This is a genomic window from Methanosarcina baikalica (genome assembly GCF_031461075.1).
Lineage (GTDB): Archaea > Halobacteriota > Methanosarcinia > Methanosarcinales > Methanosarcinaceae > Methanosarcina > Methanosarcina baikalica.
The window spans coordinates 1-17,213 of the sequence record NZ_JAVKPK010000015.1; the positions used below are offsets into that span (position 1 = coordinate 1).

At 44.3% G+C, this 17,213-nt stretch carries 19 protein-coding genes; 5 read left to right on the forward strand and 14 right to left on the reverse strand.

Translation table 11 applies throughout. The annotated features are described in order from the left end of the window. Nucleotides 1–270: 270 nt before the first annotated feature. Nucleotides 271–630: a hypothetical protein gene (locus tag RG963_RS05100; protein WP_310575198.1), complete on the forward strand. Its 360-nt coding sequence runs from the start codon at nt 271–273 to the stop codon at nt 628–630. A gap of 86 nt (nt 631–716) precedes the next feature. Here the strand turns inward: RG963_RS05100 and RG963_RS05105 are convergent, their stop codons facing one another. From RG963_RS05105 to RG963_RS05120, 4 genes are all read right to left on the reverse strand, one after another. Next, nucleotides 717–1,271: an XTP/dITP diphosphatase gene (locus RG963_RS05105; protein ID WP_310575199.1), complete on the reverse strand. Its 555-nt coding sequence runs from the start codon at nt 1,269–1,271 to the stop codon at nt 717–719. Then, nucleotides 1,264–2,901, reverse strand: coding sequence for a bifunctional N(6)-L-threonylcarbamoyladenine synthase/serine/threonine protein kinase (locus tag RG963_RS05110; protein WP_310575200.1), 1,638 nt, complete (start codon nt 2,899–2,901; stop codon nt 1,264–1,266). Before RG963_RS05110 ends, RG963_RS05105 begins: the two co-directional genes overlap by 8 nt. A gap of 127 nt (nt 2,902–3,028) precedes the next feature. Next, nucleotides 3,029–6,085, reverse strand: coding sequence for a tetratricopeptide repeat protein (locus RG963_RS05115; protein ID WP_310575201.1), 3,057 nt, complete (start codon nt 6,083–6,085; stop codon nt 3,029–3,031). Nucleotides 6,086–6,523: 438 nt separating this feature from the next. Beyond that, nucleotides 6,524–6,685 carry a hypothetical protein gene (locus RG963_RS05120; protein ID WP_310575202.1) on the reverse strand — a complete coding sequence of 54 codons (162 nt, stop codon included), beginning with the start codon at nt 6,683–6,685 and terminating at the stop codon, nt 6,524–6,526. Between the two features lie 107 nt (nt 6,686–6,792). Between RG963_RS05120 and RG963_RS05125 the strand changes: the two genes are divergently transcribed. Continuing rightward, entirely contained in the window at nt 6,793–6,954 is a 162-nt protein-coding gene (locus tag RG963_RS05125) for a hypothetical protein (RefSeq protein WP_310575203.1), read from the forward strand. Between the two features lie 66 nt (nt 6,955–7,020). Here RG963_RS05125 and RG963_RS05130 read toward each other — a convergent pair whose 3' ends face one another. From RG963_RS05130 to RG963_RS05175, 10 genes are all read right to left on the reverse strand, one after another. Beyond that, the gene (locus RG963_RS05130; RefSeq protein WP_048137678.1) at nt 7,021–7,170 is read right to left on the reverse strand and encodes a 30S ribosomal protein S27ae; all 150 of its coding nucleotides are present in this window, start codon (nt 7,168–7,170) and stop codon (nt 7,021–7,023) included. A gap of 21 nt (nt 7,171–7,191) precedes the next feature. After that, the gene (locus RG963_RS05135) at nt 7,192–7,497 is read right to left on the reverse strand and encodes a 30S ribosomal protein S24e (protein WP_310575204.1); all 306 of its coding nucleotides are present in this window, start codon (nt 7,495–7,497) and stop codon (nt 7,192–7,194) included. Beyond that, the gene (locus RG963_RS05140) at nt 7,478–8,065 is read right to left on the reverse strand and encodes a GTP-dependent dephospho-CoA kinase family protein (protein ID WP_310575205.1); all 588 of its coding nucleotides are present in this window, start codon (nt 8,063–8,065) and stop codon (nt 7,478–7,480) included. Before RG963_RS05140 ends, RG963_RS05135 begins: the two co-directional genes overlap by 20 nt. 1 nt (nt 8,066) lies before the next feature. Next, entirely contained in the window at nt 8,067–8,252 is a 186-nt protein-coding gene (gene spt4 / locus RG963_RS05145) for a transcription elongation factor subunit Spt4 (RefSeq protein WP_310575206.1), read from the reverse strand. A gap of 26 nt (nt 8,253–8,278) precedes the next feature. Then, entirely contained in the window at nt 8,279–8,863 is a 585-nt protein-coding gene (locus tag RG963_RS05150) for a DNA-directed RNA polymerase (RefSeq protein WP_310575207.1), read from the reverse strand. Between the two features lie 61 nt (nt 8,864–8,924). Beyond that, on the reverse strand, nt 8,925–9,290 hold the full coding sequence (locus RG963_RS05155) for a PIN domain-containing protein (protein ID WP_310575208.1): 366 nt from the start codon (nt 9,288–9,290) through the stop codon (nt 8,925–8,927). Continuing rightward, nucleotides 9,287–10,513, reverse strand: a complete 1,227-nt coding sequence (locus tag RG963_RS05160) for a translation initiation factor IF-2 subunit gamma (protein ID WP_310575209.1) — start codon at nt 10,511–10,513, stop codon at nt 9,287–9,289. Before RG963_RS05160 ends, RG963_RS05155 begins: the two co-directional genes overlap by 4 nt. A gap of 373 nt (nt 10,514–10,886) precedes the next feature. Beyond that, nucleotides 10,887–12,050 carry a formate--phosphoribosylaminoimidazolecarboxamide ligase family protein gene (locus RG963_RS05165; protein ID WP_310575210.1) on the reverse strand — a complete coding sequence of 388 codons (1,164 nt, stop codon included), beginning with the start codon at nt 12,048–12,050 and terminating at the stop codon, nt 10,887–10,889. 359 nt (nt 12,051–12,409) lie between these two features. After that, on the reverse strand, nt 12,410–13,147 hold the full coding sequence (locus tag RG963_RS05170; protein ID WP_310575211.1) for a stage II sporulation protein M: 738 nt from the start codon (nt 13,145–13,147) through the stop codon (nt 12,410–12,412). A 76-nt stretch (nt 13,148–13,223) separates the two neighbouring features. Next, complete coding sequence (locus RG963_RS05175; protein WP_310575212.1) at nt 13,224–14,081, reverse strand: DUF63 family protein; 858 nt, start codon at nt 14,079–14,081, stop codon at nt 13,224–13,226. 616 nt (nt 14,082–14,697) lie between these two features. On the opposite strand from RG963_RS05175, the gene RG963_RS05180 reads away from it, so the two are divergent. The 3 genes from RG963_RS05180 to RG963_RS05190 all read left to right on the forward strand — a co-directional run bounded on the left by RG963_RS05180 (nt 14,698) and on the right by RG963_RS05190 (nt 17,188). Then, nucleotides 14,698–15,768, forward strand: a complete 1,071-nt coding sequence (locus RG963_RS05180; protein WP_310575213.1) for an NAD(P)-dependent glycerol-1-phosphate dehydrogenase — start codon at nt 14,698–14,700, stop codon at nt 15,766–15,768. A gap of 264 nt (nt 15,769–16,032) precedes the next feature. Continuing rightward, nucleotides 16,033–16,482: a UPF0179 family protein gene (locus RG963_RS05185; protein ID WP_310575214.1), complete on the forward strand. Its 450-nt coding sequence runs from the start codon at nt 16,033–16,035 to the stop codon at nt 16,480–16,482. Nucleotides 16,483–16,555: 73 nt separating this feature from the next. Continuing rightward, a complete protein-coding gene (locus tag RG963_RS05190; protein ID WP_310575215.1) occupies nt 16,556–17,188 on the forward strand; it encodes a DUF2150 family protein in 633 nt (210 codons plus the stop codon). The last annotated feature ends 25 nt before the right edge of the window (nt 17,189–17,213 follow it).

The following is a 17,213-nucleotide window of genomic DNA, read 5'->3' on the forward strand; positions in this document are numbered from 1 at the left end:
TTTTAGAATCACAAACTAAAAGGAAAAGTTGAAGGATAAAGAGCAAACTAAAGGATAAATAATAGATTACTTAAGGATAAATAATGGATTAAGTTGAAGGAAAGCTCGAATAAAGGGCAATTAAAGAATAACAGAAGCTAAGGATGCAAGAAAGACTGGAGAATACCTGGAGGGTTTGGGATAAACGAAGAATCTGAAGAAAACCTGTTATGTATACCTTTTTCGGAAGAGCAGCTTTCTGAAATAAAGAAGTATGCAGCTCTGAATCAAATGGAAGTTGAAGAATTTATAAAAAACGTTTGTCTGACTCATTGCCTCCAGCAAATGGAATGCCTCTACGGGCCGAATCCAGAAGCATTTGAGGCTGCAGGTGGGTCTGCAAAATCGGAAAGTGGACAAAAAATTGATCCACGGAAAGTTGAAATTAAAAGCAAAAAGACAGGCTCAACATCAAAAGACCTGCTTGATGGCCCGTTGATCCTGGACCAGCAGTGTATTATGGATCTATTTACAATCAAACGAGAATTCGGCCATACCTCGAATAACAAGATAATTACTATCGCCCTCAAGCTGGGTTTAAATCAGCTCAGTGTGGCGCTTGGTATGCTTAAACATAAACTGGAAGAATAAAGTGAAAAATAGAAACGGTTATATAAGTATTCTTTTGCAAGCAGTTTTCTGCTGGTGCAGGTTTATTAAGATCACTATCAGGTCTTTTAAATTTTACTATTAAACCATTCCAGAAAACTATCAATGGCCCTGCGCCTATGAGAAACCTTATTTTTCTCGGCATCTCCAAGTTCCCCGAAGGTCATGCCCTGGTATTCGAAGATAGGATCGTACCCAAAACCACCTGTGCCTCGCTCTTCATATGCTATCTTTCCTTCCACAATACCGGGGAAAACCAGGGACTCTTTTCCGGGTTCGCAGTATCCGATTACGGTCTTAAAATAAGCTGCCCTGTCTTCCTCTTCTTCCATCAGTTTGAGTACTTTCGGGTTTCCGAGTTTGTCCTCCACAAAGCGAGAGTAAGGGCCTGGAAAGCCATTTAAGGCTTTTATGAAAATTCCGGAGTCGTCCACCATTACAGGCATGTTGAGTTTGTTTGCAACATACTGTGCCCCATAGGCTGCAATCGGTTCAAGCTCGTCTTCCTGAAGTTCGGGGTAGCCATTTTTTTCCTGAATTACTTCAATTCCGAAAGTTTTGAGGATATCCTTTACCTCGGCAAACTTGCCTTTATTTCCCGTAACAAACACGATTTTATGCATAACGAGCCCTCTTTTTTATCTCTTCAACGCGCTTGAGTACATTCTCTGAATCTATAAAAGTACTTTGATACCCTTTTTTGAAAGCCTCGACAAGAGCTTCATGGGCGCGGTGTGTACTTTCAAAGGTCTGGAAAAGCACATGGACATCTACACCTCTGGCTTCCACGCCTTTGTCAAAATAAGCAAGCCCGAAGTCAAGGAGATAAAGCCTCTTGCCTGCAAGCAGAAGATTTGAGGTGGTCAGATCCCCATGTATTATGCCTGAACTGTGGAGTTTTCCGATAAGTTCTCCCACCTTTTCGGATATTTCAGAGGTAATCAGGTATTTTATAGGAACTCCATCGATATACTGCATTTTGAGCTTGAAGTCTTCCACATCGTAGATAATCGGCGTGGAAACTCCACTGCGCCGGGCTTCAGACAGCAGGCGGGCTTCTGTTCGGTTTCTTTCTGTCCTGATCTTCTCGTCAATCTCTTTATGCCTGTAAGCCTTCGGGACTCTTTCCTTAATAAGCACCTTCTTTCCTTCAGGCCCTTCCTCCAGGTAAACAACAGCCTCAGCCCCGTTATCCAGCATTTCTCCAATCTTGAGTGAAGTTTCAGGGGAGATCTCAGGGACTTTTTTCATTTCTTCTTCCCTGATCCAGGTCACTTTTACATCGTCAGTCCTGAAACTAGGGTTTACACGGGACTCGTCAAGCGAGAGAGTGTTTCCTGATTTATACATCAGAAGCCCGGTGTATGCGATCATCGTCCCGTTATCTCCCATGAAGCGCTTTTCGGGCACATAGAACTTTGCGCCTCTGGCCTCGCACATGTCATTTAGCATCTCGCGCAGCCTTGTGTTTGCCCCTACTCCTCCTGCCAGCAAAACTTCTTTTTTTCCTGTGTGGGCAAGGGCGCGTTCTGCAACTTCCACAACCATTGCAAAAGCCGTTTCCTGGTAAGAATAGCAGACATCCTCAAGAGAAGCTTTCTTCAGGGCTTCGCTGGATGCTGTGGAAAGCCCGGAAAAGGAAAGGTCCATTCCTTTTATCACATAAGGAAGCGGGATATACTTCTTTGCGTTCTTTGCATATGCCTCGATCTTTGGCCCTCCGGGATGAGGCAGGCCAGCTCCCCGCGCAAACTTATCGAGGGCATTTCCAAGTCCGATATCCAGAGTCTCTCCAAAGACCCTGTACCGCCCTCCCATGTAGGAGATGACCTGGGAATTAGCTCCGCTTACATAAAGAACAACAGGGTCTTTCGCAGGCGTTCTCCAGATCCCTATTTCAATATGGGCGATGCAGTGGTTGACCCCTATAAGGGGAACTCCCAGGGAGAGGGAAAGCATCCTGGCTGCCGTTGCAACCGTCCTCAGGCACGGCCCAAGTCCAGGCCCCTGGGAAAAAGCTATTCCATCAATATTCGAAGGCTTAACTCCTTTTTCTTTTGCCTCTTCAAGGAGTCTTTTGATAACGCTTGCTGCATATTTTGCATGGTGCTGGGCGGCTTCTCTGGGATGGATTCCGCCAGTTTCGGGTTTATATGTCTCTGTGACCTCGGCAATGATCTCTGTCTCGGTCACGATTGCGGCACTCAGGTTCCAGGCAGTGCCTTCGATCCCAAGGATAAACGTGTTTTTCAAGGCTTACGATCTCCTTCCAGTCCTTTTCCTCTGCTTGCTGTCACTGCCTTCGATAATACCGGAGAGATCTTATATATTTGCTTTTCTGAGATCCCGAAGATAAATTTTCAAGCTTTCTTTCAGGGCTTCAAAACTTTCCGAGTTTCTGTACGCTTTCTTGCATGGGTTCGAGAGAGAACAGGCTTTTTTCACGCTTTTCAGTAAACTCCTCAAGAATGGATACAGGAATCTCGAAATCCAGAGGTGGAGGAGTAAGCGTTTCAAGCTCAAGTTCCTCTTCTTTCTGCCTGTCGAGCCTGAACCCCGGGAGGAAAAGGGCATAAAGTAAAAACAGGATAAAGATTACATACTCTCTGCCGTAAAGCGCCCATGAAACGTAACCTGTGCCCGCGAGAGAAAAAATTTGATTTATATAGGATGCGGGCCAGGATATGAAAGGGAGGGATGAGGCTGCGGGATGGGACAGCAGAAGGCTGAATATAAAAAGGAAAATCAATCCGAAACCTGCTTTTTTTGGCAGGCTGCGTTCTTCAGTATCAAGCCACCATTTCCACCAAACAGGTCTCAGAGGGCCTGTGCGGATACTTTTAAGGAGTATAGATGCAGGCTTTTTTACTTCGACTGGAGTTTTCAGTTTCAGGCATTCATCAAGCCTGTCTGCAGCTTTTCGGAAGTAGTGGGCTCTGCAGTATAAAAGTCCCAGGAAATAAAGAGAATAAGCTTTCAGTTCGTTATCTCTGGATTTCTGGCAAATGGTTGCTTTTTCAAGTTTTCCTGCGGCCGCGAGAAGCATGTACCTGAAACGAGCACTATTTTTTTCAAAAGATGCTTCTGCATACATATACCTGGCATAAGCGTCCCAGAGCAGAAGTTTCAAGTCTTCCGAATCCAGGGCAAGAGCCCACCTGAAAGACTCAAGAGCATCTTTACAGACCTGTTCTTCAAGCTCTACTCTGCCTTTCAGGTTTCTTGAAAATGCATTTTCAGGGGCTACTGCAATCGAAGCGTCGAGCTCTTTTAATGCGCCCCTACTGTTTCCGAGCCTGAAATAAAGCTCTGCAAGCCCGTTTCTGGCATGGAAGTTTTTCGGGTTTGCCTGGATTGCTTTTCTGTAAGCTCCGAGAGCCTTCTCGAAATCTTCCATCCTGGAACAGGCAAAACCCAGGAGGCAGGCGGGCAAATCAGAGTAGATGCCCTCTGCTGTGAGCTTTTCGAGGACTGCCGTAGCTTTCTCAAATTCCTGCAGCCTTATCAGGGCAAAAGCTTTCATAATCGAGGCCTGGGTATCTTCAGGATCTAAAAAAAGGATACTATCAAACGCTTTCAGGGCTTTTTCCCATTCCCCGTAGTGCACAAAAACAAGGCCTTTTCCGGAACATGCAATCTGTCCGTTTCCCGAAAGTTCCCCGGCACTTTCGAAGGCTTTCAGGGCATCCTCATATCTGCCAAGAGCATCCAGGGCAAAACCCTTTGCACCTCTGAGCATTTTCACCCTGGAGTTTTTTTCAGTGAGGTCCAAAATCCCGGATTTTTCCCTGTTCTCCTCACTCTTTTCAGACTTTTCGGTCTCTACCGCTGCATAAACAGCCTTTTCCACCTCTTCGAAAGTTTCCAGGGCTTCTTCATACCTCCGTAGACACATGAGAGCAATTCCTCTGTAAATCCAGGGAGAGAAGTCTCTATTCTTGGTGCTCATGGCATTATCAAAAGCGTTAAGAGCTTCCTTGTATTCTCCAAGCTCGGCAAAAGCAAGTCCCCTGTATTTACACTCCTCATCCCCAATTATCCCTTCAGGCAGTTTCCCTGACAGCTCGATATATTTTTTAAAAGCTGTTTGAAGCTGGTTTTCAAGAGCCTCTCCAAAACCTTTTTCCTGATGTTTGAGCCGGGAAAGGATAACTCCCCGGTTATAGCGAGCAGGCAGGCTTTCATAATCAAGTTCAAGAAGTGTCTTATAAGCATCAAGGGATTCCCTGTATTTTCCAATTTTACAGAGCGCATTTCCCTTTCCGTTCCAGGCAAAGAGGTTTTCAGGGTCAAGCCTGATAGCCCTCCCGAAAGTCTCCAATGCTCCTGAATAATCTTCAAGCTTATAGTATATCTCTCCCAGGCCGCTAAGAATGCAGCTGTTTTCAGGCCCGAGAGAAAGAGCTTTTTCATAAGTATGCAGAGCTTCGTAATATCTTCCGAGAGCCAGAAGGCAGTTACCTTCTCCTCCCCAACCCTCTGAACTGGCAGGATCAGCTTCAAGGGCTTTCCTGAAAGAGTCTAGGGATTCCTGATAATTTCCAAGAGCCAGTAGGGCTTTTCCTTTGCCGATTTTTGCCTCTATAAGAGAGTTATCCAGCTGAAGAGCACTTTCAAATGCCTCAAGGGCTTCCCGGCACCTACCCAGCCCTCCGAGAAGTTTGCCCCTTTCGAGTTTTATCCGTGCGTTTCCGGGTTCAAGGATCAGATTTTTTTCAAAAGCTGAAAGGGCCTCTTCTTTCCTTCCCATGACTTCGAAGATTCTACCCTGGATTTCCCAGGCAACTGCAGATGCAGGTTCTAGTTCCAGAGCCTTTTCACACGCTTTCAAAGCTTCTTTCCTTCTGCCCAGGGCAAGGTACGCTTTTGCCTCTCCTCCCCATGCCCCTGCATGTGAAGGCTCCAGCATCAGGGTTTTTCCATAAGCTTCAAGAGCATCCTCATTTTTCCCAAGGACGGACAGGGCTGCTCCTCTGTGGTACCATGCCATCAGGTTTCCGGGGTTAAATTCGGCAGCTCTCGTAAAAGCATCAAGGGCTTCTTCATTTCGCGAGAGCTGATTTAAAGCAATCCCGCTGTAATACAGAGCTCCTGCATGTTTTGTATCTCTCTCAAGCACGCCTTCGAAAGCTTCAAGAGCCTGTTCAGGCAGTTCCAGGTATCCGAGTGTAAGCCCCTTAAAGTAGTGGGCAGGAACATTCTCAGGATCAAAAATAAGAGCCCTTTCAAAAGCTTGCAGAGCTTCTTTCGGTCGGTCCAGGTAGCGAAGTATATTTCCCCTGTACTGCCACGCAATGCTATCCTGAGGGTTTACCTCAAGTACGGCATCGAAAGCCTCAAGCGCTTTCTCAAAATTTTTTTCTGACCCAATCTGGTTTTTCAGGTTCAAAAGAGCAAGGGCTTTACTGTACCAGGCTCTGGCATAAAGAGAGTTCATAGGGCCTCAGAGATCTTTGAGTAAAATTCATCTAATTATATATGATGCATAATATAAATACGGGCGCAGAAGAAAGTTACTGATTTATGGATGGCTATTTGCCCCGCCCTTTTGAACTCAAGCTGGGAAGTTCTACTATGAGGAAAAAATTTAACGGAGAGAATAAGAGTAAATAGAAAATTAAGAGCAAATCGAAAACTAAGAGCAAATAAAAGATTGAGAAAAAATAGAAGTTTCTCCGATTATCTATTTTATCGTATCCTCTTCAAATTGTATGGGAAAAAGTAAATTTCACATATTTGCGGAAAACTTAAAAATTTAACCAAGTCTGAAAAACAGGCTCAAAAGGCGCATTCAACTTCCCAAATGTAGGATAAAATTGTTGCATATTTTTCTGGTTGAAAAATTCTCCCTTGAATTTGAAGAGGATACATTTTATCACTCTTTCTTCTCTGGCGGCAACCTGATAATTAATCTTACATTTTTCAGAGTCAGGTCCTTTATGATAAGAGGGTTTTGCCTGAATCCCTTGATTTTCAAATTTTCTATGTGCGAGTCCTTTATTGTAATAATTTTTATTCTAGCATTTTCCTCAGGCATGTTTTATCAACTCTCTTGCCAGACAGCATTTTCTCAGCCACCGGGTTATATTCTTGACTATATATAATTCTCTAAAAATATATTGTTTTCCGTCCGCTGGCTTGAATTTGAAAATTAAGCTCTGTGCTTTCCGAGTTTCAGGGTCCGGAGAATTTAAAAGATTTGCGGAAAACTTGAATGAAAAAAGCATGAGAAAAAGATCAAAATATATTGTAAAAATCTACAAAAAAAGGTTTGAGAAATATTCCTCTGGAAGAGGATGTGAGTGAAAGGAACCACAGGAAGACTCCTGTGGTTCGGGTTGAAAAATGAATTAAATTAGTTCTTGAAGCGGATTATTTCTTGAATTCGGTATAGCCGCACTTTCCGCAGGCAAGGCGGTTTTTGTGTTCGGCAAGAAATACACCGGGTCCGCATCTGGGACAGAACTGTTTGAGTCTAGTTACGGAGTCGCCCTGGACTTTGTAGTAATCTTTTACTGCCATGTATATGCACCTCTATAAGGCTTAAGCCTCTTCTCCCTCAGTTTCTGCTCCCGGGGCAGGGTTTCTCTTAAGGACATATTCCAGCTCTACTTCTTTCATGCGGTTTGCATCTTCGTAGAGTTTGGCATAGCCCTTGCCTTCCTGCATGCCGTATTCTGTTTTGATTCTCTGGATTACGAGCAGCTCAAGCGGGGCATTCAACATTGCAGCGAGTTTATTTCTGATGTCACTTCTGGAAGGAGTCGAACCTTCATATTTCACTATGAAATCCAGTTCCCTTCTGTTTAAAAGTGCATTTTTCTTGTCTTTAAGGATCTTTATGTCCATCTAAAATTCTCCGTATCTTATCCAATTCATAATTCTGATTTTTATTGATGAGCTTCTCAAAGAGGGCCCTTATTTCCCTTTTTTTCTCCTCAGTGACCTTTACAAAGACCACGCCTTCATCGGGCTGTCCGTACAGGACGACAGCATCAAGAGGAGCCAGAAGGATCACAGGAAGTGTTGCCAGGTCCTCTTCTCCCCTTACAAAAATCCGGAGAGGTTTTTCGGAGGCAAACGCTTCGCAAAGGGTTTTAATCAACTCATCGGTAATTATTCCTGCAGGGTTGTCCACAGATACTTCTTCGTAGACCTTGTCCATATTACGGGCCGACATATGTGTGGATACTGGTTTCCTTTTGGTGCGGTTGTCCACAATACAGATGTCCGGAAAAATGCCGGCTTCGAGCAGGTGGAAGGTAGTAACATCCCCTACGGATATAAGTTTTGTGGAGCCTGTAAGCTCCCCTACAAACTTTTCTATAGTATCCCTGCCCTTTCCCCTGTAGAGTATACCCAAGGGTTTTTTCATAAGTGGGCGAAGTTCTCTCGGAAGCTCTATATGAACACTCAACTCAGCGCACCTTCAGGGCAAATTTATCCGAAATGTCAACCCCAAGTTTTTTTGCTATTTCTGAGCGTTCAGCATCCAGAATAATTACAAGCCCATTCCATTCCTCTGCAAGGTCCGAAGTCCCGCAAATCGGGCAGTTTTGCCCTTCAAGAACTCTCATGCAGTGTCGACATGCTTTTTCTGCCATTGTAAATTCCCTTCTTTATATTTCGTTCAGGCAGTTTCTTCAGTTCCAACTTCTTGAGGCTGCTTCTTTTTACGGGCTTCTTCGAGCCACTGCAACTTTCCAAGAGCAGTCTGACGCATGGTAAGGCCTATTTTGCTTTCTTTGGGCTCCCGTTCGTTAATGCTTACAGCAACAACCCGGGCTCTTACATGATCCCCTTCGGCAATGGACTTACCTCCTGTTTTTGCCACAAGCCTTGCGTTTTTGGCATCATATGACATAAAATCATCAGTGATCTGGCTGACATGAAGTAATCCGTCCATCGGCCCCATTCCTACGAAAACTCCGAAACCGACAGCTTCGACTACTTCACCTTCAATAATTTCCTGGAGCTCAGGCACAAACATTACTGCTTCGAATGTCACATCGTAGTATACTGCCCCGTCTCCTACGAGAATGTGCCCTTCCCCTATCTCGTCGATCTTGCAAATCGCGACGAGGGAACCAAGTTTTTTGTCAACCTGCCCCTCAAGTTTTTCTCTTAACGCGTTTTTAACAGTAGGCATCACTTCTTCCCCTAAAAGGGTAGGAGGGATACGGACCGTATCAACGAGTTTCATCATTTTATACATCTCTAATCACCCGTAAACACAATCAATTGCAATGCTGCACGGAAAAAATCCTGTGGGTCTTTCAGACAAGATCCAGTCTGTTTTTTTGGCGCAGGGACACGGTCTGGACCCCTTTTTCGGCAAGCCTGCGCTTTAACCCTATGTCATTCGTCAGAACAGCAGATCCCATCTCTTTTGCCAGCCTGAGAATAACATCATCCGCAGGCCCTGTAGCAGCTATGCGCTCGCACCTGCCCATCATGGATCTGGCGACCTTTGCAGCTGTTCTGTCCGAACCTTTTTCCCGCTTTATGAGTTTTTCTATTTCGAATACTACAGCTTCAGGCACATAAAATTCGTTAAATCCCAGCCTTTTCAGTTCTTCGAAAATATCCACTCCGAACTGGACAGGGATCATGAACCCGTTAGTATCGATTATAACTTTCAACTTTTAATTACTCCTACTCCAATGAGCCGCCAGCGAGAGTCAATCCTCCTGCTGATAGCAACCCTTGACCCGATGGCTGCGCTGATTGGGCGCTTGAGGGACACCTGTGCTTCATTTTTCCTGGCACTTGTGACCACTCCTACAGTCGTTGCGGTTCCTATGTTGAGCATAAGGGGTTCACTGGTCTTGATTTCATTGATCTTTTCTTCCCTTGTAACTCCTACAACCCTGTCGAGCAGGTGTAACTCCATGACAAACTGGTGCCTGGTTTCAGGAAGGGTACCGGGTGCGCCTGCAATCTGTCCTGTTAAAGAATCGCCTTTTGTCAGGGTAGGGTCAAGATAAGTTCCGACAGCCAAAAGCCCTCCTGGTGTTGCTTCTTCTATTTTTGTCGCGCCTGCATAGATAGATGAAACAGTTGTCAGAATGGGAACCCACCTTGTACTGCCTTCGGTTGTAACCTTAATTCCTGGCCTTATCTCCAGCTCGTCTCCAGGGTGAAGTACTCCTTCTGTCAGGGTGCCTCCGATGACTCCTCCGCGGATTTCATCGATTGAAGCTCCTGGCCTGTTAATGTCAAAAGAACGCGCAATCAACATGCTTGCAGGCTTGTCCACTTTGTGGACAGGAGCAGGAATTTGGGTTTCCAGAGCATCGATAAGGATATCGATGTTGATGTTCTGCTGGGCAGAGATCGGGATAATAGGTGCGTTTTCTGCGACCGTGCCTTTGACAAATTCCTTTATCTGGTGGTAATTCTCGATAATGCGCTCTTTGGATACAAGGTCAATCTTGTTTTGCACTATAACAATATTTTCAATGCCTATTATATCCAGAGCCATCAGGTGTTCTTTTGTCTGGGGCTGCGGGCAGTCTTCGTTTGCGGCAATTACCAGCACTGCCCCGTCCATAATTGCAGCTCCTGAGAGCATGGTCGCCATCAGGGTCTCGTGCCCTGGGGCGTCTACAAAAGACACAGTCCTGTGTTCTTCCGTCTTTTCTCCGCAGTTAGGGCAGGTCTTTTCTACAGTGTAACACTGAGGAGCAGGGCATTTAGGGCACTTCATGAATGGGGAATCTGCATACCCCAACCTGATAGAAATCCCTCTTTTGACTTCTTCACTATGCGTATCTGTCCACACGCCAGATAAGGCTTTAACAAGTGTGGTTTTTCCATGGTCGACATGGCCTACCATGCCGATATTAACACAAGGCTGACTCAAGTTGTAATTTCCTCCAGTAAAGTGAAACTAATCCGATATAAGGCAGGTTTAATCCGAAATATGTACCGTAAGAATTTTGCATTGCTTTTTCCAGCGGGTCCGTATATTCCAACCCTAAACTCATCTGATCTGTAATTGTAATGTAACTTATAAATTAAAGCGGGATTTTTGCTGAGTGCGGGCTTTAAAATGAACCCGGAATCCTCCCCCGGTCTACAGAGTAGATTCCGGATTTCCACAATTGGAAACCCGGGCAGATACTGTGATTAAATCTTTTATCGCTGCTTGAATCTTGCAGATTCCGGCGATACTTTTAAAGTTTACTGTATCCTGCATAATTCATATCTACTAATGCCGGAAAGCCTTAATAAATTTATGTGACGATAGCTTCGAGCTTCTCTAGTTCCAGGGCGCGCCTGATCTCAAGGGCTAACCTTCTTCCAGTACTCATTGGTCTTCTCCAGAGTGAGTTGCCGTAAGAATGGCCGACTGACATGTGCACATTGGTCCCGCCGCCTACTCTTGGGGCCACGTCATAAATATAAAAATTAAGGTCCTTGTCCACACAGGTCTGCAGGCAGAAAGGTCCGATAATGCCAGGAGCATAATGTTTCTGAGTCGCTTTTACATATTTTTCTCCCATTTCAAACACTTTATCGAGAAGGGACTCGCGAAGGGTTGCAGAGTTGTGCCCGCAGACCGTGTATTCAGGAGTTAGCTGGTGTTCGGCCAGGGCCATTTGCTGCGGGGCAGGAAGCCTTACATGGCCATCAAGGCTGGTCTCAAAACGCCAGTCAACGCCAAGAAGTTCCAGCTTACTCATTTCGGGCTCGATTGGAGAGTAAAACATATCAAGGTTGAACACAGGGCCTATGATATAACGCTCTATTCTGGCATTCTCCAGGGCTTCTCGTGTAATAACTCCCTGCTTTATGAGGGCTTCGGACTTCTCCAGGTATTCCCTGTAACTTGAAGCGGTAAAAAATCCTCTCTCCAATTTCTTTACAGCATGTGGGAGCTTGACCATCACCAGTTCGTTAATATCCTTCGGGGATTCGATTTTTTCAGGGAAAGGAAGCCCGGCTTTTTCCAGAATCCAGTAATAGCTCTGTTGCTCACCGCGTTCTTCGCTCCGAAGAAGATTCCTGCTTCCTACAAGAGGCACCCTAAAACTCTCTTCGATCTCATCTATACTGCAGTAAGAAGTAAATGAACGGTTAGGGATAAAGAGCACATTCTCATCAATCAGTTTCTGCTGGTTCTCAGGAAGGAGGATTTCGTTATACTTTTCAAAAACAACGGCCTCATCGACAACTCCCCTTTTTACTCTCCCGTAAGGGTCTCTCTGGGCTCTGAAATATTCGCTATATGTTTTTTCTCTGCCAGTCTGGCAGACAGCAAGGGTTCTGAATTCCTCTTCAACTGCCCCTTCGCAAATGTCGAGCCCTGAATGAGAAGCTATAGTCCCTACTTTTATCTTATCGGCTTGCGCATAGTAACCTTCAACGATTTCCTTTATTTCGTTCCTGTCGATCATATCTGATGTTCCTTGGCTTTGAAAGTATTTCCTTTCAGTGAAATGGTGATAGGTATGATTTTTTCAAACCTGATATTCGAGTGGAGATTTCTCGAAGTACAGGCCTGGCGGTTATTGCCAGGCGTTATGAAATAGAAATCCTGATAGGGTTTTTTCTCATTAAAGGCTTTACCTATTAAAACCCTTTCTAATAGAAGTAATCATTTATATAATGAAGGGTAGACCAAAAAAGGTCTCTGAACCTTTTCGGTTTATCCAGTGTCGCGTCACTCCTTAAAGATTTAAGGATTCTGAATAGTTGCAGTCGATTTATACGACATTTTGCCGTTGACGCAACACTAGTTAGTTCTTTGAGCTCCTTAAATTAGACCCAGGATAAGCGGGGTAATAAAAGTCTCAATTACTGCTGCAACGAAAAGAAGAGGCAGGATCCAGTGGAAATAAAACTGGAGCCCTTCCTTAAACTCCTTTTTAATCTGCGTCGGCCTGCCTATAAGGGCAGAAAATACCTGGAGTCCGAGCCGAAGTCCTATGCTTGCGGACAGGAAAACCATAGGTAACTCTATGATCCCGTGAGGGAGAAGGGCAAGAACAATGAAGAGCAGTCCTTTTTGTTGTGCTACGATATTCGAGATCACTCCCACTATATATCCGTTAAAGGCGATAAATAGTATTGAAAGAACTCCCAGCGCCAGCCCGAGTACCAGAGAAAGCAGGCTTACAAAGGCGTTGTTAAGAAAGATAACAAACAGTATATAAAGAGGCTTCATTTCCTGGAGCGGCCCGAATCGGGAACTAAAACTTTTAATCAGGTTATCAGCCATATCAGGGAAACTTGCAACTGAGACATAGCCTGCAATGAGGGATGCGAAGAATACAAAGGTTATGAAAAGGAAATAAGGCCAAATAAGGTGTAAGTACCCGGTAAATCCTTTTTTTGAGCTTTTTCCGCCTTCTGACCAGACTTCTACTACTCTGTTTCCGGTAAGAAAGTCTTTTTCCTCTCTAGTGTATCCCCTATTTTCTATCTCCCCTTCAGGAGTTTCTGTCTGTACTCTCGCTTGTTTCTCCTCTACATAATCTTCCTCTCTTTCCATACTTATCCCCACCAGTGATTTTCATCTCGCTTGATCTTAATTCGAACCGCAGGCGCCCGTACATATCTATTTTGTCTCAGATTCCCAGCATCATCCGGATAGTGTTCCGGGTTGCAGGGGAAAGCCCAAGGATCAAAATGACCATTTTAATTAGCATTTTGAGGTCCTGAGAACGTTTATCATCCTCAAATTGAGTGTCAAGCATGTAAATAACCCCTGTAAAGATAATAAGTTTCAATGGATACATAACCAATGCGGTGCCAGTCAGCTCGATAAGATAAGTGGGCACTACATGTTTTTCAAAGTATCCCAGCATATCTACTCCAATGTACGTTGAAGAAGCATCCATAAAATGGGCCATCAGGATGGAAAGGTTAAGGGGATCGGTGAATATTGAGGATTTGAAATGACGGGCAACAAGGTAAAAGGCAAAGGTCAGGCCTGTTCCTGCCCCAAGTACGAATAAGGGAACGTAGGGGGCTACGATGTTCTCGAAATGAAGGAGGATAATGAGATTTGCGAAGAACCATATAAGTCCCAAGCCTGCAAAGATTACATGAAAATCCTTTACCAGCTTTGCTCTTTGCAGCCGGATGGAAAGCCAGAGGCAGCTTACGGTTACCGCAAAAACCAAAAAGTAAATATTGGGAGTTATAAAAAGATAGGTTAATGGCGGGTGAATTATGCCTGCAGGAGAATCCTCAAGTACGCGCAGGGAAGAGCCCGCAAGCACGAAAGGCAGGACAGAAACAATAAAGCGCGGTGTGATTTTTACCTTCAATTTCTCGAGAAGCCTGAAAACCCCGAATATACAAATACCCAGTATCACTGCCCAGGTAAAGGTGTTTACGGGATTATACCCTTCGTCACCCCTTATGGGATCAAGATAATAGGTACTGATAAATTGTGATATTTTATCTATTAAAAAACTCATCTTATCACTCATTCAAAATGGCAATATCCTAATACAATTAATACTTACTGTGTATAAGTCGAACTTACTTCCAGTCGAACTTACTTCCTTAATCAAGAAGGTAGTATTTTATCTCTAGCGTGCGGTGTTCGTTTTAATGGCAGATATTTCTTTCCGGAAGGTTTTATCTCAATAAAGGCTAACAGTATTATAAAGGTTGATAATAAAGATTAATATTAATATATTACTCAATTTTTATAATTATTTATATAGCTCCTAATAGCATGTGCACACATAATAAAATGGCGTAAGCATGGAGAATTATCTGAATGAATTCTAAGCAAATTCTGATAATCAACTTGAAACATGCGCCATACTGGAACTGATCAGAATTAAGTTAATGAATTAAGTTTGCATATTAATTTATGTGCCTGATATACTGTAGTCTGCTGATAATCGAAACCTGTCGGTGTGAAGTACAATCTGCGGACTGAGCTATCTGTTATAAAGATTGATATATGTTAATCTGCCGGTAAGCAAATAACCTTCAACAACTGGATTATGTGTAACTTCTTGCGTATATTCGGGTTTACAAGAGCCAATTTACCATCTATCATGATCAAATATATATGCGGGTATGAAATTGACTATCGACAAAAACAGCGCAAAATGGATGCAGCTTCCCAGAGATGTGCTCGTAGGGCATGGCGTGCTTGAGGAAGTTGGATATGTCTGCAGGGACCTGAAACTGAAAGGAAATGCGCTGATCGTGACCGGAAGCACTACGTGGGATATTGCAGGCAGAAAAGTTAGTAACTTCCTTGAAAGCGCGGGTAGCAGCGTGGAAACAGTTATAACGTGCAAAGCTACGATGGAGGAGGTTGAAAAGGTCATGGAAAAAGCCCTTGAAATAGAAGCGACTTTTCTCCTTGGGGTTGGAAGCGGCAGGTCTATTGACCTTGCAAAACTTGCTTCGACCCGGCTGGAACTTCCTTTTATCAGCGTGCCGACTGCAGCTTCTCACGATGGTATTGCATCTTCCCGCGCCTCAATTGTGGACAATGGAAAGAGTACGTCCGTACAGGCCCAGGCTCCGATTGCAGTCATCGCAGACACGGAAATTATTTCTGCAGCTCCTTTCCGTTTCCTTGCAGCTGGCTGTGGAGATATAATTTCCAATTATACGGCAGTAATGGACTGGGAACTTGCAAGCAGGCTCAGGAATGAATATTTTGGAGAATATGCTGCAGCCCTCTCCCGTATGGCTGCCAGGGTAATTATCGAGTATGCAGATTCGATAAAGCCCCAGCACGAGACGTCGGCAAGGCTTGTAGTAAAGGCTCTGGTTTCGAACGGGGTTGCAATGAGTATTGCAGGCTCTTCAAGACCTGCTTCAGGCTCCGAACATATGTTTAGCCATACCCTTGACAGGATAGCCCCAAAATCCGCACTTCATGGAGAACAATGTGGTGTTGGCACGATTATGATGATGTACCTCCACGGGGGTAACTGGCAGGAAATCAGGGAAGCCTTAAAAAAGATCGGGGCTCCTGTAACTGCAGAAGAACTGGGTATAGAAGATAAATATATAATTGAAGCCCTGTTACATGCACACAGCATTCGCCCTGAACGTTATACAATTCTCGGGAGCGGCCTTACTCCATCTGCTGCTGAGAAAGTTGCAAGAATCACAAAGGTCATAAGTTGAAAAGTTATTCTTGTTCAGGCTGAAGTAGAAAATCAGTGTTTGTTTAAAGTACAAAGCTTAAGGCTGGAGTTAAGATTTCATTTAATAATCCAGTGGCTCATATCCGGCTAAAGGAAACTCGGTTAATCCGGAATCACTTAATTCCCAATTAAAAAGTATTACAAATCGAATCCAGTATTGAATTTCAAATTATTTCGGGATAAGCTCCAGACATCCCTGAGAGACGGGGCACAGGCCCGAAAACAATCAAATGGAAGAGTTATTATGACAGAAAGCGATAACAAAATAACACTTATCGGATCACGGCTTGCAAGGGAAGGGCTGGAATTCATATTCAAGGGTGAGATGCCTGAATGCAAAAAATGCCGGCTAAAGAATACCTGCCTTAACCTTGAACCAGAACGCAGGTACAGGGTCGAGAGAATCAGGAACAATGATATTCATGAATGTTTCCTGCATGATAGTGGTGTACTGGCCGTGGACGTTAGCAGGGCTCCTATCCTGACCACAATAGAGTCAAGAAAGGCAGTTGATGGGGCAAAAATTATGTATGAGCCTCCAAAGTGCGGCAAGAGGGAGTGCGGGGTGTATGAGGTCTGTCACCCTGAAGGGCTTTCAAAAGGAGACAAATGCAAAATTGTAGAGGTTCTCGAAAGCCTTGATTCCAAGTGCGAAGCCAACTATTCTCTGAAAAAGGTGAAACTGGCCTGGTAAATGTAAACAAACATATTTTAGTAATAGTAAGATTGATTATTAATAAATACAAAAGGTTGAAGTGGTGTTATAAGTGCCTGAAAAGGAAATGAACCAGGTCCCCTCTGAATTTTATACCCAAAAGCGCTGGGAAAACTGGCTCGGAAGGGCAAAAGAGAGCGGTTTCCAAATCAAGGAGTCGGAAGAAGAAGCCGGAAAGGAAAGTGCCATCTTCGTCAATATGGTTGACGATGTTATCCTTGCCTGCCTAAAATTCACCGCACGCTTTGAAAAAGGTATGCTCTCCAGAGAAAAAGCTCTGGAGATTCTGGCGGAGATCCGGGACATCGTACTTTCCGAGGTCGAACCTATTTCCGAAGATATCGACCTTATGATAGACTCGATACAGACTTCTCTTATGGGGGCGCTTGTCGCCTTTGAATGCTATATTATGGGTGACTACGACGAAGGATCAAACATTGAAGAACTTGTAAAAGCAGCTATTGACGCTGAATCTTCGGACAACCTTGAACTTGCCCTCGATTATACTGCACAGTGCGGTGCAATCGTACTTAAAGGGAAAAGCCTGCCTGAAGAGGTTATGGCCGAACTTCCCTACGGCATTGTTGCAGAATGGCTTGATGGGATTGATTCTATCTCGGCTGCAATGGTAGGAAGCGACAGTTACAAGGAATTTGACGAAGAAGATGATGAGGACGCTGCCTAAACAATTCTTCTGTAAACAAAGGATT

Coding starts and splice junctions, on each gene's coding strand:
- RG963_RS05100 (WP_310575198.1), top strand. CDS start 271: ATGGAAGTTGAAGAATTTATAAAAAACGTTTGTCTGACTCATTGCCTC.
- RG963_RS05105 (WP_310575199.1), bottom strand. CDS start 1,271: ATGCATAAAATCGTGTTTGTTACGGGAAATAAAGGCAAGTTTGCCGAG.
- RG963_RS05115 (WP_310575201.1), bottom strand. CDS start 6,085: ATGAACTCTCTTTATGCCAGAGCCTGGTACAGTAAAGCCCTTGCTCTT.
- RG963_RS05120 (WP_310575202.1), bottom strand. CDS start 6,685: ATGCCTGAGGAAAATGCTAGAATAAAAATTATTACAATAAAGGACTCG.
- RG963_RS05130 (WP_048137678.1), bottom strand. CDS start 7,170: ATGGCAGTAAAAGATTACTACAAAGTCCAGGGCGACTCCGTAACTAGA.
- RG963_RS05135 (WP_310575204.1), bottom strand. CDS start 7,497: ATGGACATAAAGATCCTTAAAGACAAGAAAAATGCACTTTTAAACAGA.
- spt4 (WP_310575206.1), bottom strand. CDS start 8,252: ATGGCAGAAAAAGCATGTCGACACTGCATGAGAGTTCTTGAAGGGCAA.
- RG963_RS05150 (WP_310575207.1), bottom strand. CDS start 8,863: ATGTATAAAATGATGAAACTCGTTGATACGGTCCGTATCCCTCCTACC.
- RG963_RS05165 (WP_310575210.1), bottom strand. CDS start 12,050: ATGATCGACAGGAACGAAATAAAGGAAATCGTTGAAGGTTACTATGCG.
- RG963_RS05170 (WP_310575211.1), bottom strand. CDS start 13,147: ATGGAAAGAGAGGAAGATTATGTAGAGGAGAAACAAGCGAGAGTACAG.
- RG963_RS05175 (WP_310575212.1), bottom strand. CDS start 14,081: ATGAGTTTTTTAATAGATAAAATATCACAATTTATCAGTACCTATTAT.
- RG963_RS05180 (WP_310575213.1), top strand. CDS start 14,698: ATGAAATTGACTATCGACAAAAACAGCGCAAAATGGATGCAGCTTCCC.
- RG963_RS05185 (WP_310575214.1), top strand. CDS start 16,033: ATGACAGAAAGCGATAACAAAATAACACTTATCGGATCACGGCTTGCA.